The 15,430-nt window shown below is 61.5% G+C and carries 10 protein-coding genes; 6 read left to right on the top strand and 4 right to left on the bottom strand.

Annotated elements, in window-relative coordinates; all coding sequences use genetic code 11:
* The first annotated feature begins 9 nt into the window (after positions 1-9).
* The 3 genes from ACSC1P_RS02965 (at position 10) to ACSC1P_RS02955 (ending at position 4,439) form a co-directional block, all read left to right on the top strand.
* Positions 10-3,087 carry an STT3 domain-containing protein gene (locus ACSC1P_RS02965; protein WP_435358640.1) on the top strand — a complete coding sequence of 1,026 codons (3,078 nt, stop codon included), beginning with the start codon at positions 10-12 and terminating at the stop codon, positions 3,085-3,087.
* A gap of 72 nt (positions 3,088-3,159) precedes the next feature.
* A complete protein-coding gene (locus ACSC1P_RS02960) occupies positions 3,160-4,074 on the top strand; it encodes a DUF368 domain-containing protein (RefSeq protein WP_435358639.1) in 915 nt (304 codons plus the stop codon).
* Between the two features lie 230 nt (positions 4,075-4,304).
* Complete coding sequence (locus ACSC1P_RS02955; RefSeq protein WP_435358638.1) at positions 4,305-4,439, top strand: DUF7503 family protein; 135 nt, start codon at positions 4,305-4,307, stop codon at positions 4,437-4,439.
* A gap of 31 nt (positions 4,440-4,470) precedes the next feature.
* Here the strand turns inward: ACSC1P_RS02955 and ACSC1P_RS02950 are convergent, their stop codons facing one another.
* The 4 genes from ACSC1P_RS02950 to glpA all read right to left on the bottom strand — a co-directional run bounded on the left by ACSC1P_RS02950 (position 4,471) and on the right by glpA (position 11,012).
* Positions 4,471-6,528 (bottom strand): hypothetical protein, encoded by a 2,058-nt coding sequence (locus tag ACSC1P_RS02950; protein ID WP_435358637.1) that lies wholly within the window; start codon positions 6,526-6,528, stop codon positions 4,471-4,473.
* A gap of 201 nt (positions 6,529-6,729) precedes the next feature.
* Entirely contained in the window at positions 6,730-8,028 is a 1,299-nt protein-coding gene (locus ACSC1P_RS02945; protein ID WP_435358636.1) for an anaerobic glycerol-3-phosphate dehydrogenase subunit C, read from the bottom strand.
* A gap of 13 nt (positions 8,029-8,041) precedes the next feature.
* Positions 8,042-9,295 carry a glycerol-3-phosphate dehydrogenase subunit GlpB gene (glpB, locus tag ACSC1P_RS02940; protein WP_435358635.1) on the bottom strand — a complete coding sequence of 418 codons (1,254 nt, stop codon included), beginning with the start codon at positions 9,293-9,295 and terminating at the stop codon, positions 8,042-8,044.
* The gene (glpA, locus tag ACSC1P_RS02935) at positions 9,282-11,012 is read right to left on the bottom strand and encodes an anaerobic glycerol-3-phosphate dehydrogenase subunit GlpA (protein ID WP_435358634.1); all 1,731 of its coding nucleotides are present in this window, start codon (positions 11,010-11,012) and stop codon (positions 9,282-9,284) included. The genes glpB and glpA overlap by 14 nt, the downstream gene beginning before the upstream one ends.
* Before the next feature lie 244 nt (positions 11,013-11,256).
* On the opposite strand from glpA, the gene glpK reads away from it, so the two are divergent.
* The 3 genes from glpK (at position 11,257) to ACSC1P_RS02920 (ending at position 15,306) form a co-directional block, all read left to right on the top strand.
* Positions 11,257-12,798, top strand: coding sequence for a glycerol kinase GlpK (glpK, locus tag ACSC1P_RS02930; protein WP_435358633.1), 1,542 nt, complete (start codon positions 11,257-11,259; stop codon positions 12,796-12,798).
* Positions 12,799-12,800: 2 nt separating this feature from the next.
* Positions 12,801-13,997 (top strand): DUF7973 family transport facilitator, encoded by a 1,197-nt coding sequence (locus tag ACSC1P_RS02925; RefSeq protein WP_435358632.1) that lies wholly within the window; start codon positions 12,801-12,803, stop codon positions 13,995-13,997.
* A 127-nt stretch (positions 13,998-14,124) separates the two neighbouring features.
* Entirely contained in the window at positions 14,125-15,306 is a 1,182-nt protein-coding gene (locus ACSC1P_RS02920; RefSeq protein WP_435358631.1) for a Cdc6/Cdc18 family protein, read from the top strand.
* Positions 15,307-15,430: the final 124 nt, after the last annotated feature.

The raw sequence follows: 15,430 nt of genomic DNA, 5'->3' as shown, positions 1-15,430 counted from the left end.
TCCCGTACAATGAGTACGTCGACCAACGAGCAGACGGACTCCGAACAGGTGAGTTCGGACTCCGTCTTGGAACTTTTCAAACGCTGGTATCACGTCCCGTCAGTGGCGTTGATAATGGTGTTCATGTTCTGGGTTCGGCTTAAGCCACTCGACAACTTCACCCGGAACGGCGAGATATTCTTCGCAGGAAACGACGCCTGGTATCACTACCGCCAGGTGTCGTGGACGGTTCGAAACTGGCCGTGGACGATGCCGTACGACGTGTATTCCGAGTTCCCGACGGGCGTCAGAGCGGACCAGTTCGGGACCCTGTTCGACCAGCTCGTGGCGACAGGTGCGCTCATCGTCGGCCTCGGTGACCCCTCTCAACACACCGTCGGGATGACGCTGCTCGTCGCACCCGCCGTCTTCGGCGTCCTCGTAGCGATTCCGACGTACTTCATCGGACGACGCCTCGCCGGTCGCTTCGGCGGCGTCACCGCTGCACTCGTCCTCGCACTCCTACCCGGGGTCTTCCTCCGGCGGAGTACCGTTGGCTTCTCCGACCACCACGTCGCAGAAGTCCTGTTCCAGGCACTCGCAGTGCTCGGTGTGATGGTCGCGCTCCGTTCGGCAGAGCGTGAGAAACCGATCTACGAACTCGTCGTCGACCGTGATTTCGCGGGACTCCGTGAACCGACCAAGTGGGCCGCACTGGCAGGACTCGCTATCGGTCTCTACATGTGGGTGTGGCCGCCGGCCGTCGTCATCGTCGGTCTCCTCGGCGTGTTCTTTACCATCGCGCTTATCTTCGAGTACGTGGCTGGCCGCAGCCCGGAGCACATCGCATACCCCGGTGTCGTGATGGGCCTCGTCGCTGGGGTGATCGCACTCCTCGAAATAGACCAGTTTAGCCTCGGTGTCACCTCGATGTCGCCGCTGCAGGTGGGTCTCGCATTCGGCCTCGCGTTCGGCTGTGCATTCCTCGCGGGCCTCGCGCGTGTTTGGGACCAAACCGATGCAGAGACGCTCCTCCGTGCATCCGGCGGGCTCTTCGGTTTCCTCCTCGTCGGTATCTTGCTCTCTTCGGTCGTCGGCTTCCCGTTCCTCGGCCTCCCCTTCGCGCTCATCCTGCTCTTCGGTGGCGCGGTCGCCGGTGTCGTCTACCTCCGTGATGGACTGCGAGAGCGCGGGGCGTCGTACGCCCTCGCAGTGACGTCGCTCCTGACCGGGGCACTGCTGGTCCTCAAACTCGCAGTTCCGAGTGCGTTCAACACGATCCTCTATAACATCGAACGAACGGTCGCACTCTCACAGAGCGACACCACGCTCACCATCAGTGAGGCTCGGGCAGTCGTCCCGCAGGGAGAACCGTTCATCCAGGCCGCGACGCAGTTCTTCGGTGCCCAGTACGGCCTCACGTACGCAGTCGCACTCGTCTCCCTCGTCTGGATTGCCGGTCACCTGTACTTCCGTGACGACTATCGCTCGGAGTATCTCTTCGTCCTCGTCTGGGCCGTGTTCATCACGCTGATGGCGCTGACCCAGACGCGTTTCAACTACTACCTCGCAGTCACCGTCGCAGTGCTGAATGGCTGGTTCGTGGGCCGACTCGTCGGCTTCCTCGACCTCGGTGACATCTCCACCGACGACCTCGACGTCGAACCGTATCAGGTAATGTCGGTCGTCGCCGTGTTGCTCCTCGTTCTGATGCCGTTGACGCCCGTGCTCCCGATGACCACGACGACGGTCGATGCGCAGGCAGACAGCATGCGGCCTGGAAGTGTCCTCGTCTGGAACGAGAGTACCTCGTGGATGCAGGAGAACACGCCCGAACCCGGCCAGTACGGTGGTGCCGACAACGAACTCGGCTACTACGACCGCTACCAGAAGCAAGACGACTTCGCCTATCCCGAGGGCGCGTACGGCGTCATGTCGTGGTGGGACTACGGTCACTGGATCACGGTCCGCGGCGAGCGCGTGCCAGTCGCGAACCCGTTCCAGCACAACGCTCGGTTCGCCTCACAGTACTTGCTCGCACAGAACGAGACGCGCGCGGAACTCCTGCTCGACGCGCTTCCGAACCTCAATTCGGCAGACAAGTCTGTCGAAGACCTTTCGAATCAGGAACTCCAGCAACTCGCGGACAGCCAGTCCGCGCAGCAACAGGGTGAAGACACGCGGTACGTCGTAATCGACTCCCAGATGGCTGGTGGCAAGTTCGGTGCCATCGCAACCTGGACGGACCCCAACGGACAGTACTACGAACAGAGGCAGGTGTCCGTCGGAAACCAGTCCGCTGTCTTGCCGACGACGAGTGAGAAGTACGAGAACACGATGCTGTCGAAGCTGTACTTCGACGACGCGAACGGACTGGAACACTATCGACTCGTCCACGAAGCGGGTGCACAGCGCGTGTTCGCCTCTGCAGCCGTTACGAATCAGGAGGGCCAGTTGCAGCCGACCCGAGTCCTCCACCGTGCGCTCAGCTTCCAGCAGTACATCCAACTGTCGAGCCAGCAGCAGGTCCAGTTGTACGACGCCGAGGCCGAATCGACCGTCAAAACGTACGAGCGCGTGCCCGGTGCGACCATAACTGGTCAGGCTGACATCTCCAGCCCGTCGAACGTGACGGCGTCGGTCGAACTGCGCTCGCAGACGACCAACCGGACGTTCCAGTACGCCCAGACGGTCCAGACCGACGCGCAGGGGAACTTCGAAATCACCGTCCCCTACGCGACGGACAATACGGTGACGCCCGAGCAGGGTGGCACGAACGAAGTCGTCCTCGCCAACGGTTCGTACACAGTCAGTGTGGCTGACGCAGGGCAAGCCGGAACGGCACAGGTCTCAGAGTCGGCCATCATGAGCGAGGATAGCCAGCCGATTACGGTCGAACTCACCGAGAGCAGCACAGGTGGCGCGAACACCAGTGACGGCTCGGACTCGACGAATACGACGGACGACTCGACGAACACCTCGGACGGTACCGAGACCTCCGGTGGTTCGAACACCACGAACACGAGTAACACGACGGCACCGACCGCTGGTGCACTCGACGCACCCGCATCGGTCAACACGCTCGTCGCACCAGAAGCGACTCGGTAATCTGGTCGACTGGCGGATTTCGGACTCTCCGAACAGGAACCGTTTTCAGCGCTCCACCGATATCTCCGAGCGATGCGTGAGGCACTCTCGGTCTACCTGAAAGGATTCTTGATGGGCGCGGCTGACACCGTCCCCGGCGTCTCGGGCGGTACCATTGCACTCATCACTGGGATTTACGAGCGACTCATCGGGTCGATTACCGCGCTCGACCCCGCACTCTTAGGCGAGTTGCGTAACGGTCGCGAGGGAGTCGTCTCCATCCTCGAGCGAGTCGACGCCGTCTTCCTCATCGTCCTCGGCGTCGGCATCGTCACCGCCGTGGTGACGCTCTCTCGCGTGCTACACGACGCGCTGCAAGACTACCCCGCGTTGATGGCCGCGTTCTTCTTCGGCCTCATCGCCGCTTCGGCCGTCGTCCTCTACCGTGAGGTCGACGTGCGGACACCCGGTCGAATCGCCGTCGCACTCGTCGGCATCGGCTTGGCTGCCGGCATCACGATGTTGCCAGCGAGTACCCTCGACCACTCACTTCCCGTCATCTTCTTCTCCGGGGTCATCGCCATCTGTGCGATGATCCTTCCCGGTGTCTCGGGCTCGTTCTTCCTCTACGTCCTCCAGCAGTACGAGTACATGACTGGCACGCTCAAGGAGTTCACGAACGGCCTCGTGGCAGTTGCGACCGGCGGCGACGCACAGGCGGTCGTCGACTCTGTGGGCGTCGTCGTCACGTTCTGTACCGGTGCGGTCATCGGACTGCTCACGATGTCGCGCGTCGTGAGCTGGGCACTTGAGCACTACCGCGCGGCGACGCTGACGTTCCTCGTGAGTCTGATGGTCGGCGGCCTCGCGCTCCCGATGCAGACCATCGCGGAGGAAAACGCACTGGCAACAGGTGAGAGTACGATGGCCGTCGTCGCTCTGGCAATCGTCGGTGGTGCGCTCGTGTTGGGCGTCGACGCGTTTACGGAAGATCTGGACTACGAGTGACGGAATTGGAGGTGGGATGTGAGTTCACGTGACGGGCAAAATTTGAAGAAGCTAGGAGTTTTGGTGATTTCTATTTCGAATAGTGGCGGTAGGCGAGTAAAGTATGGATTCTTGTTCATAATCTGTCCAAATTTATGGCCAATCATTTTCAAATGTGATTAAAAATTGTTTTATTCTATAAGAAACCTTAAGATAATTTGATGATATCGGCGCCCACATGATAGGATGTCATGGAAGAAGACAACCCCCTCACGAACTACCTTGCAGACCACCCGCGGATGATCGGAGTCGTGTTTATGATTGGGCTCCTGCTGATGCAGGCCAGTACCGCAATGGGTGCAGGTTCGGCCACGTCGGGACCGTAATTAGGTAATTAGATACTGGTTGTAGTGGCGGCTATTCTGGGAGGATATCTACGCCGAGACTGTTGTTCCAATGCAACTCGCCATCCATTCTAAATGGATATATCGTCCAGCCGAGAAAGTTCAATAGAGTTTCCTTATCTACTTCAAAAGGACAAGTTGGCCCAGGGAGGAGGAAACGCTCGTTTCCTGAACTAAATTGTGGTGTCAACTCCGATCCAATTTGGTAGTTCTTTGTTGGAAATGGATTGATGATGAGTTCGTATCGGTCATTGTCACTAAGCGAAACATCGAAAACAACTGGTACCCCATCTTCTGTCTGGACAACATCGAGGGAACCATCTCCAACGATTAAATATTGTTTGCCAATTTCTGTATGGTCGTGCACGAGCTCTACTGCTGCACGTAACGGGAACCCGAGATTCAAAAGATTCGCTACGGACTGGCCAATTTCAATCGCATGCTGATTCACTACATCTCCCAATGTTGCTACACCACCGAACGAGCCCTTTTTCACCAGTGCCTCCGCCTGTTCGAAGGAGCGGCAAGCATTCAGTAGAAAGACATTTGCTGAGACGGAATCCAATTTTCTCACATCTAACTCGCCGTCGTTGCAACGAAGTCCACTCGGAGTAGCGTGGCCGATATAGTGGAGAAAATCACAGCCTTTCTCAGTCAAGATGTGCCGTAACTTTTCACGCGAGACACCAAAATATGAGTCTACGTTGAACGGTTGACCCTCTCTCTTTCCGTACACACCATCAAGTGAGGCCTGTTCATCGATCATCCTCGCGTCATTGCAGACGACGGTGATGCTGATCGATTCGCTCCTGCGGACATTATTCAACTGATGCTGGAACGACTCTATTGATGCTTTTGAAGCCCCAAACGGAGTCTCATTACCAAACCAGGCATGTTCTACTGAGTTATCGGTTCGTTCGGGTTCGATGACCTCTAGTGTAACGTTCTCCCTCTCACTATTTCGCGCAAGTGACCGGGAATAAGACAGCCTTGAGCGGGTGTTTTCTGTCGTTCGAGACCACTCGCTTCGCTTTCCACGTGTGTCTCGAATAATACCAAGGTCATTAACGATGTGAGGGATGGCCTCAGCGCTCTTCGGCTTCGATGGTAGGTGTGCGGTCAAGCACCAGCGTGGAATATGCGGTTCGATAGTAGCGTAATCGACCTCAAGGTACGATTTCAGTTGAGTTGAAAGTGGCTCGCTATATATATTCGACACTTCGAACGGCAATTTCGCCTCTATTTGGCCCCTCTCGTACAGATTAACCTTATAAATACCCTCTGTGCGGAGTATACAATCCAAAAACAAGAATTGTTTGAGTATCTTTGCAACAACATCCTCAAACAGTTGTTCGGTTTCTAGTGAATACTCAAAATTAGGACCAGAAATTCTCGGACTTCGACCTGGCTCAATCGATGCCCCGGTGTAAAAAGCGAGCGGGGCTACCGGATACAGATAGCGAAAATCCTCGGGAACGACAATTTTGAGGCCGGTGTCGGGTTTTGAGAGCGACTCAGGGACGTCTAATTCTGACCCGAACTCAATCAATGGTGGATACCCTCTTAACGTGGGATAGGATCTGTCCGGCAGTAATGTCTTCAATGAAGACGGAAGAAAATTCAGCGCAGTACGAATATCGCCGATATCTCTTGTAACTGTTATTGTCTCTTCAGGTTGCTTGTGAGTGGTCCGAACGCCAAGCTTTATGCTCGTTGGCTCAGGGAACAACAGGTGAAATGAATCCATCGACTGAATGAATCGAGGAGATCCAGAGAATTTCCAGTAGACTTTCACGGGTGTAGACAGGTCCAACGTGTAAGTATTTTCCTCTAATTCGAGATCATTTTCAATTTTGATTGGCCCATCATATTCCCCATCTTGACTACGAAGGTACGGTGCTCCGTGGAGATTCAACATAAACCGACTTGCAGTGATTGAAAACGCAATATCGACAGGATACTCAAACTCATCAATCGAAGTTTCAATAGGGAAGATTGGAGAGTCAGTCAGTATACGAACTTGCTTTTGCTTTATTTGATCTTTAACGACCACTCCCGCTGGATCCTCCATGCGTTGGTAGCTAACCTTCATTGTTCGTATCGAGTAATTTCTAGATTGGGCGACAGGCGTAATCAAGCGGCTGATATCCGATTAACCGAGTCGGCCAACTCGTCTCACTGAATCCAGGAGATCTCTGTCTGGTGTAATCGCCCTTGGGGTATCTGCTTACATGATAACGTCCATTCTATTTAAATGACCGGCCGAATCTCACTAGAGACCTTCCTCCCCGATTGCTTCCTCAACCACCTCCAACGTATGCTTCACCTCGTACCCACTGCCGTGTTCCATCTGCATCGCACAGGTGGGACACTCGGTCATGCCGGTCTCAGCCTCGGCATCGTCCATGTGCTCGAACATCTCGTCGCCGATGGCCATCGAGTTCTCGTAGTTCTCCGACTTCCAGCCGTAGGTTCCAGAGATTCCTGAACACGACTCGCCGACGTCGTGCGCTTCCACGCCATCCACACTGTCGACGACTTCGACGGCCTGTCCGTCGAGTCCCTGATTCCGCGCGTGACACGGTGCGTGGTAGGCGAGGTCGGGGAAGTCCACATCCTCCGATTTCGATAATTCACTTTCCAGATCCTCGAACACGCGGAGGTACTCGACGGCGTCGTAGGTGTGCGACGCGACGCGCTCGGTGTCGTCGAAGTCGAAGAGTTCGGGATACTCCTGCCGAAGGGCCATCGAACAGGAGGTACACGAACAGACTACGTCGTAGCCGTCGTCGACTAGTTCGGCGAACGTCTCGACGTTGAACTTCGCGGCACGGTGGGCGTCGTCGAGCATGCCGTTGGCGAACATGGGCGTGCCGGAGCAGCGCTGTTCGGGGACGGCGACTTCGTAGCCGAAGTGTTCGAACACTCGAACCAGTGCCTTGCCGACTTCGGGTGTGTTGTAGTTCGCGTAGTCGCCGTGGAAGTAGGCGATGCGCTTCTCGTCACTCCGGACCTGCGCGCCGCCGCGGTTTGCGAACCACTCGCGGAACGACTCCTGTGCGAATTTCGGGAACTCGCGCTCAGCGGTGATACCGAGCAGTTTCTCGTTTGCCTGCTGGACGAGCGAGTTACCCATCACGGCGTTCGTGAGTCGGGGGAACGTCGAGCCGAGTTTCCCGAGGCGACCGTAGTTGGCGAGAATCTTGTTGCGGACGTACTCGCGCGAGAAGGTCGACAGTTCCTCGTCGACGTACTCGGCGCGGGCCGTGTTGTGCATCTGGCTGAGGGGCACGTCGGTCGGGCAGGCGCTGTCACAGCGCATGCAGTTCGAGCACTTCATGACCGACTTATCGACGGCCTCGTCCTCCTTGCGCTTGAGTCGCCATTGCTCCGGCCCCTGGAACTTCGGGCCGGGGAACTCGTCGTCGACCTCGGCGACGGGGCAGTTGGTGTCGCAGGTCGAGCACTTGTAACAGCTGTCGGCCCCGGGGCGGAGGTCGGCCTCGCCCTCGGGGAACACCTGAATCGGTTCGAACTCGTCGTCGGTGGGGGTGTCGTCGTCGGTACTCATTCTCGAATCTCTCTCATACGCTCTCTCCTGCTCGCGTGCCGGCCAGCCAGCCGGTCGCGAGCGAGATACCGCTGCCGGAACACTCGTTCGCGAAGTCCGCACCGCGAACGACGCTGCCGGCAGCGCGGAGGTTGTCGTAGGCGACCGACCCGTTGGCAGTGCGCGGGCGGCCGTCGTCGTCGATACTGACGCCAAATCGGGGGAAGGCGTGGCGGTCGAACGCACCCGTTTCGGACCAGTCGTACCGGTCGTCGGGCGCGTCGACGTACAGGTCGAACAGTGGTTCGCGGACAGTCTCGCGGTCCGCTTCGACACCGCCGCCGACGAGACCGCCGGTCGCGAGGACAACCTGTTCGGGTGCGTGGGGGATGGTAGCGCCGTTGCGGTCCATCTCGACCACGGTGATTCGTTCGCCATCGTCGCTACCGTCGCTGTTGTCGCCGGCTTCGAAGCCGACCATCGGACAACCGGTCGTCACCGAGACGCCTGCTTCGAGTAGGGCCTCGCGGAACCGGTCACGCAGGCGCACGCCGGGGAGACTCGGTGGCCCAGTCGGTACTTCGAAGACGGGCACGCCGACTGCTTTTCCGAGCGAATTGCAGACTGGCCCGGGGTCGTCACCGAGGACTGCCGGGAAACCCACGCGCTCGGCGTCGCCGAGGTGCGGTTCGATGGCGCGCGTGAGGTCACCGCGCACGCCGCCGTCTTCGCCGAGTAGTTTGGCGACTCTGGTGGACTTCGCGTCGTCGCGCAGGTCGACCGGAAACTCGACGTCGACGCCGCGGACCGTTCCGGGAATCGTCTCGTCGAGCGTCGCCGCGGCCAGCGGCGCGTCGAAGTCCGAATCGTGCGCGAACGAGACGAGGAGCGTCTCGCGGTCGTCGCCAGCGAGTCCGGGCTGGACGCTCGTCGGGTAGCGATACGTCGGCTTGACCGTCCCGCGCGTCGTGGGGACGAGGACGTTCCGGTCGCTGCCCGTATAGGTGTCGCCGGTCACCTCGTCGAACAGGGCGAACCCGCGTTCGATGGCGTCGGAGCCGACGACCCGGTACGGGTGGTCCTCGGGTAAATCGGCGACCGCTGCGGCCGGGTCGGCCACGAGGTCGCCGTCGACGTAGCCGAGAAAGTCGGCGAGGCCGGACGCTTGTCGCAGGGTACTCTCTTTCGCAGAGACGAGTCTGACCGAGGCACCGGTTCGGGCGGCAGCTAGGGCCGCGGTCGACCCGGCGAGGCCACCGCCGACGACCAGTACTTCATTTTCGAGCATCGTCGCCACCTCCGTCGGCAGCCGGGCTTCGAAGAGAGTCGGACTGCTGGGCGCCGGTCGGCGCGCCGAAGGCGTCCCAATCCACGTCGTCTGCGGTGTGGTCGTGGCCGCGGTTCCACGTTGCCCCGTGCAGCGCGTGGTTCACCATCGCCTGTCTGAGCTGTTCGCCCCAGAGCGCGTGGCGCTCGCCCTTCCAGCGTTCCTGCCACAGTTCGTCGAGTGCGTCGACGGCGCGAGGTGCGTCGTAGTCGGGGTGGAGTTCGTTGGCCAATCGGTGACAGCACATCCCGCCCTGACAGTTGCCCATCGAGGCGCGAGTGCGGATACGGACCGCGTTCAGGTCGGTGCCCGACTGGTCGATTGCGTCTCGAACCTCGGCGCGGGTGACGGCTTCGCACTCGCACAGGACCGGGTTCGGGTCGGTCGTACCGAGCACGTCGTCGGCGCGCGAGCCGAGTCGCTGCTGGCTGCGGCGGGCGACCGGCGAGCGGAGGCCGTATCGGTTCATCGCGGCGTCGAGTTTTTCCGTGTCCTCGCTTCCTGGGAGGGGGACATCGGCAGTCTGGCACGACGCCCTGACGCCCAACTGGTTGCAAACGTGGTCGGCCACGTCCTCGGCCATCATTCGGTAGGTGGTGAACTTCCCGCCGACGACGCTGGTGAAGCCGTCGAGGCCGTCACGGTCCTCGTGGTCGAGCAGGAAGAAGTCTCGCGTGATGTCGGTCGGATCCGTAGTTCCAGTGTCCGGTGGTTCGTACAGCGGGCGGACGCCCCAGAACGAGCGCACGGTGCGGGCATCAGCAAGGATGGGCACGAGCTTCGACAACTCGTCTATCATCAGGTCGACTTCCCAGCCCTCTTCCGGGTAGTCGGCCGGGTCAGAGACTTCCTCGTCCGTGGTGCCCAGAATCGCGGTCGTCTCGTGCGGGACGACGATGTCGGCGTCACCCTTCGGCTTGCAGCGGTTGACGACAGTGTCGACCTGCCGGACGTTCATCACGACCATCACGCCCTTCGAGGGGCGAACTTCCACGTCGACGCCAGCCATCTCGCCCAGTCGCCCGGCCCACGCGCCCGTCGCGTTGACGACGTACTCGGCTTCGATGTCCTCGGTCTGGCCGGGTAACCCGTGTTCACGCTTGCCCGGGCCGCTCGCGTGTTTCACGCGTGCGCCGGTCACGCGGTCACCGTCTCGGAGGAGGTCGACGACCTCGGCGTGGGTCTCGATGCGCGCGCCGTGGTTCTCGGCCGAGAGACCGTTCGCGACGCAGAGACGGAACGGGTCGACCGCGCCGTCGGGCACGCGAATCGCCTTGTCGATGTCTTTGGCGAGGTAAGGCTCGACCTCGCGGGCCTCGCTCGCGGAGAGGACTTCCGCGGGGATGTCGCAGTCGGCACAGCCCTGCAACTTTTCCTCGAAGTACTCGTCCGTGTCTTCGGGTCGTTTGACGAACAGGCCACCGGTCATCTCGACGCAGTGACTGGCGATGTCGCGCAGGACGCGGTTCTCCTCGATACACTCGGTCGCGCTCGCCTGGTCGGCGACGGCGTAGCGGCCGCCACTGTGGAGCAGGCCGTGCATCCGGCCGGTCGTGCCGTGGGTCAGGTTCCCCTGCTCGACCAGTGTCACGTCGAGTCCGCGCATGGCGAGGTCGCGGGCGATGCCAGTCCCCGTCGACCCGCCGCCGATGACCAGTACCTCGGTAGTCGATACCATCCAGTTACGTCAACTCGGGCCCGTGTCCACTTTATTGTTTACCCTCGGTGGACACCCACCAGTAACTACCGGCAGTCTGTGACGGGTTTCTCTCGGGTTTCGGCCAAAAGACAGAGATGTGATGCGGATTTTGAGGGTATTTCCGGCCGTCACCTTGTCACATGCTCCCAAGTTTTATCATGATGGACCATCCACTTTACTGGTACTGGCACACCTTTCGTAAAGTGGTGGTCAGCCACGTACCATGACAGACAGCACCTACGTCGGCGCGATAGACCAGGGGACGACTGGAACACGATTCATGGTGTTCGACCACGCCGGGCAAGTCGTGGCGAACGCCTACGAGAAGCACGAGCAGATCTATCCGGAACCAGGCTGGGTCGAGCACGACCCGATGGAGATCTGGGAGAACACGAAGGCGGTCGTCCGCGAGGCTCTCACCGAAGCGGGGCTCGACCCCGAACAACTCGCGGCACTCGGCATCACGAACCAGCGCGAGACGACGCTCGTGTGGGACCCAGAAACCGGAAAGCCGGTCCACAACGCACTCGTCTGGCAGGACCGACGAACGACCGACCGCGTCGAGGAGCTACAGGCCGACGAGAAAGTCGAGTGGATTCGCGAGAAGACCGGACTCGAAGCTGACGCGTACTTCTCGGCGACGAAGGTCGAGTGGCTGCTCGACAACGCGGACCCCATCAAGATGGAGCGCAGTCGCCCAGACGACGTGCGCGACCGCGCCGAAGCGGGCGAGCTCCGGATGGGGACCATCGACTCCTGGCTCATCTACAAGCTCACGGGCAACCACATCACCGACGTCACCAACGCCTCTCGGACGATGTTGTACGACATCCGGGAGATGCAGTGGGACGACGAATTGCTCTCCGAGTTCGGCGTGCCCGAGAGCATGCTTCCCGAAGTCAGACCGTCCAGCGACGACGACCACTACGGGACGACCGACGCAGAGGGCTTCCTCGGCGCAGAGATTCCCGTCGCGGGCGCGCTCGGTGACCAGCAGGCGGCCCTCTTCGGGCAGACCTGTTTCGACGAAGGCGACGCGAAGAACACCTACGGCACTGGCTCGTTCTTCCTGATGAATACGGGCGAGGAGGCTGTCAAGAGCGACCACGGCCTGCTCACGACCATCGGCTTCCAACGCTCGGGCGAACCCGTCCAGTACGCACTGGAGGGTGCCATCTTCATCACCGGCGCAGCAATCGAGTGGCTGGAAGACGTCGACCTCATCGAGAACCCGGCCGAGACGGCCGAACTGGCTCGCAGCGTAGAGTCGACCGACGGCGTCTACGTCGTCCCCGCGTTCACGGGTCTCGGCGCGCCCCACTGGGACGGCCGCGCCCGCGGGACCATCGTCGGGATGACCCGGGGCACCCGCCGTGAACACATCGTCCGGGCGACGCTCGAAGCCATCGCGTACCAGACCCGCGACGTGGCCGAGGCGATGGAAGCCGATGCCGGTATCGAGATGGGCCGCCTGCGCGTCGACGGCGGTGCGGTCAAGAACAACTTCCTCTGTCAACTCCAGTCCGACATCATCGAGACGGACATCGTCCGGCCACAGGTCGACGAGACGACCGCACTCGGGTCGGCGTACGCCGCCGGACTGGCGGTCGGCTACTGGGAGACCATCGACGAACTTCGCAACAACTGGCAGGTCGACCGCGAGTTCTCGCCCGAGGCAGATGCCGCAGCGATGGACCGCAAGTACGGCCGCTGGAGTGACGCGGTCGAGCGCTCCCTCGACTGGGCGCGAGACGACGGTGACTGACGATGTTGGTCCCACTACAGATACTCGGATACGACCCGTCGACCTGGATTGTCCTGCTCATCGCCGCGTTCGCCGGCGGCGCGTTCGGGGCCGCACTCGGCGCGCTGCCAGCGTTCATCTTCACCGGCTTCATGGTCATCGCCGGGGAGACGGTCAACATCCTCGGTAAGAGCGTCGGCCAGTCTACCAGTGGTGAGGCGTCGACGCTCGGCTCGGTCGGTATCACGGGTTCGATCGCCTTCGGCCCGGTGTTCTCGCCCGCTATCAGTTTCGCCGGCGGTGCTGCGGCGGCCGCCTACGCCGCCAAAAAGGGCTACATCCAGAGCGGCTTCGACTACCACAACGCGAAAGACATCGGTTTCGCGCTCGGCACCAGGCCGGACGTCCTCGTCGTCGGGGGCGTCTTCGGTATCATCGGCCTCGTTCTCACGCAACTCTCGACCGCGTTCAGCGCGCCGTGGGACCCAATCGCCATGGGTGTGGTCCTCTCGGCGCTCATCCACCGGCTCGTGTTCGGCTACAGCGTCGTCGGGTACGTGAAAGGAGGTATCCTCGACATGGGGCCGTTCGAGCGCGAGGAACGCCGCGCCCTCACCGACGCCGGTACGGCCGCCGGCGGCAGCGGTGACACCGCGACCGACGGCGGCGCGGTCGACTCCAGTCGGTTCGTCGTCGAACCGTGGCTCCCCCACCAGTACAAGTGGGCGAACGTCGCCGCCATCGGCTTGTTCGTCGGCATCCTCGCCGCGTTCACCGCGCTCCGGACCGGGAGTTACTTCCTCGCGTTCGGTATCAGCGCGGCCAGTCTGGTGTTCCTGAACTGCGGCGTCGACAACATCCCGGTCACGCACCACATTTCGCTCCCGGCTAGCACCGCCGCGCTGGCGATGCTCGGCTTCGGTGCGGGTGGTGACGGACAACCAGCACTCCAATCCGACGCGCTGTTGTCGGCGACCGACGCGGCGTCCGGCGCACTCGGCATCCCGGCCGCGGAGATGCCGGTCATGGCCCTGCTCGTCGGTGGCCTGTTTGGGATGATTTGTGCCCTGTTCGGGGAACTGTTCCAGCGTATCTTCTACGCGCACGGGGACACGCACTGGGACCCGCCCGCGGCGGCTATCGTCTTCGGGACGTTCGTCATCGCGGTCTGCTACCTCGCTGGCGTGCTTCCGGCACCCGGCTGGGTTCCCATCCCGTGACCTCGCCGGCTAGCCCCACCAGCCACCCGCTGCCGCGTGATTTTTGGCCGCACGCCCCATACGCCCGCACAGCCCCGTCAGAATCCACTCTGTCACCCGCCGACAGCCAGCCGATCCGACATCGACGATGGACCTGAAAACACGGATACGTCGCAGACAGCACTCCGGGTCGACGACCGCGCTGGTCGTCGAGTACGACGCCATCAGCCCGGTCGCCCATCTCGAAGAGCCGACCGGCCGCGGCCCAGTCCTCGAACGACTGCTCGACTACTTCGACCCGGTGTTCGCCGGAAATCTCCCCCCGAACGCGTACGTGTGGGGGCCACAGGGTGCTGGGAAGTCGGCCGTCGTGACCGCACTGTTCGACCATCTCGACCGACTCTGTGCGCGTTCGAGTTCGGTCATCCAGACGACGACACGCGCACGGAGCGACAGCACGCCGTCGTTCGTCTACGTCGACGCCCGACGGGCCGACAGCGACACCGCGCTCTACCACGCCGTCCTCGACGAACTGCTCGACGAGTCGGTTCCCAAACAGGGTATCCCGACGGCCGACCTTCGCTCGCGGTTGGCGACCTTCCTCGCCCCACCCGACCGACAGGTCGTCGTCGCCGTCGACCACGTGCTCGAACCGGTGACGCCCACGCTCGCCTCGCTCGCCGAGACGTTCGCCGACCTCGGAGACTCGCTCTCCTGGCTCGCAGTCGGCCGTGAGCCACCAACTGAACTGCCTGCCACCTCACTGCCCCCGGAGCGAATCGAGGTACCACCGTACGACCGCCACGGATTGGTCGACGTGCTGACCGCGCGGGCCTCCGTCGGACTCGCCAGCCACGCCGTGGCCCACGAACAGGTTCGCCGACTCGCGGACTGGGCCAACGGCGACGCGCACGACGCACTCGCCGCCCTGTTCAGTGCCGCAGACATCGCGGCTGAGGCCGGACGTGACCACGTCGAAGAGCGTGACCTTGACGACGGGATGGCCGCAGTCCCTCGTCCCTCCGTCTCGCTCGGGCGCGTGCTGTCCCTGCCCGCGAACCGACAACTGGTCCTGCGGACACTCCTCGACGTCGACGAGGCGGCTTCCGAGTCAGTGGGGGCCGCCACGGAAGCCATCGCCGCGGATTCCGCGGTGGACCTCTCTTCGGGGACGGTCAGACGCTTCCTCTACGAACTCGCCGAAGACGGAATCTTGGAGCGGGTAACGGCGACCGACGCCGACGACCGTGCGGGCCGGCCGCCGAGTCGGCTCGAACCGCGCTTTCCGACGCTGGTGTTTCGCCGACTGTACGAACTGCAGTCGTCGTGAGCGTCGTCTGATTCTGTGGGTGCTTTCGTCGTCGCTGTCCATTGTGTCAACGAGCCGTCTACGAATCACGACGGTACAGACCACAGCCACACCCTCCCCAACCGATTCACCAGACCTCGCGCTC

This window comes from Haloarchaeobius caseinilyticus (genome assembly GCF_051207395.1).
Taxonomy (GTDB): Archaea; Halobacteriota; Halobacteria; order Halobacteriales; family Natrialbaceae; genus Haloarchaeobius.
This window is presented reverse-complemented; position numbering and strand designations above follow the sequence as displayed.

Bases quoted from the DNA above. Each gene is read 5' to 3' on its own strand.
- ACSC1P_RS02955 (WP_435358638.1), top strand. From the start codon at position 4,305: ATGGAAGAAGACAACCCCCTCACGAACTACCTTGCAGACCACCCGCGG.
- ACSC1P_RS02965 (WP_435358640.1), top strand. From the start codon at position 10: ATGAGTACGTCGACCAACGAGCAGACGGACTCCGAACAGGTGAGTTCG.
- glpA (WP_435358634.1), bottom strand. From the start codon at position 11,012: ATGGTATCGACTACCGAGGTACTGGTCATCGGCGGCGGGTCGACGGGG.
- glpB (WP_435358635.1), bottom strand. From the start codon at position 9,295: ATGCTCGAAAATGAAGTACTGGTCGTCGGCGGTGGCCTCGCCGGGTCG.
- glpK (WP_435358633.1), top strand. From the start codon at position 11,257: ATGACAGACAGCACCTACGTCGGCGCGATAGACCAGGGGACGACTGGA.
- ACSC1P_RS02945 (WP_435358636.1), bottom strand. From the start codon at position 8,028: ATGAGTACCGACGACGACACCCCCACCGACGACGAGTTCGAACCGATT.
- ACSC1P_RS02925 (WP_435358632.1), top strand. From the start codon at position 12,801: ATGTTGGTCCCACTACAGATACTCGGATACGACCCGTCGACCTGGATT.
- ACSC1P_RS02960 (WP_435358639.1), top strand. From the start codon at position 3,160: ATGCGTGAGGCACTCTCGGTCTACCTGAAAGGATTCTTGATGGGCGCG.
- ACSC1P_RS02920 (WP_435358631.1), top strand. From the start codon at position 14,125: ATGGACCTGAAAACACGGATACGTCGCAGACAGCACTCCGGGTCGACG.
- ACSC1P_RS02950 (WP_435358637.1), bottom strand. From the start codon at position 6,528: ATGGAGGATCCAGCGGGAGTGGTCGTTAAAGATCAAATAAAGCAAAAG.